The sequence below is a fragment of the Vogesella mureinivorans genome (assembly GCF_007644035.1).
GTDB lineage: Bacteria > Pseudomonadota > Gammaproteobacteria > Burkholderiales > Chromobacteriaceae > Vogesella > Vogesella mureinivorans.
Map to the genome: position 1 here is coordinate 1 of NZ_VMTV02001041.1, position 328 is coordinate 328.

The 328-nt window shown below is 63.1% G+C and carries 1 protein-coding gene; it reads right to left on the reverse strand.

Translation table 11 applies throughout. The annotated features are described in order from the left end of the window. Positions 1-105 precede the first annotated feature (105 nt). A partial coding sequence (locus FLQ44_RS22650; protein WP_147696159.1) for a chorismate mutase occupies positions 106-328 on the reverse strand: 223 nt, incomplete at its 5' end.

Consider the following 328-nt stretch of genomic DNA (forward strand, 5'->3'; position numbering starts at 1 on the left):
GTGGTAGAGATTTACGGCGGCACTGTTACACTCGGGGCAAGCGAGGATCTGGGCGGCCTGATGGTCGAAGTGCGCTTGCCGCGCGCGTAATCTTGCGCAGGCTCGTTAACCCGAGCGCGCCTTCTCGTGGTGGCGGATCACCTCCTCGATGATGAAGCGCAGGAACTTCTCTGAGAACTCGGGGTCGAGATCGGCTTCCTCGGACAATTTCCTCAGCCGCGCGATCTGCCTCGCTTCACGCTCAGGATCGGCCGGGGGCAGGGTGGCCCGCGCCTTGTACTCGCCGACAGCCTGCGTGATGCGGAACCGTTCGGCGAGGATGTGGATT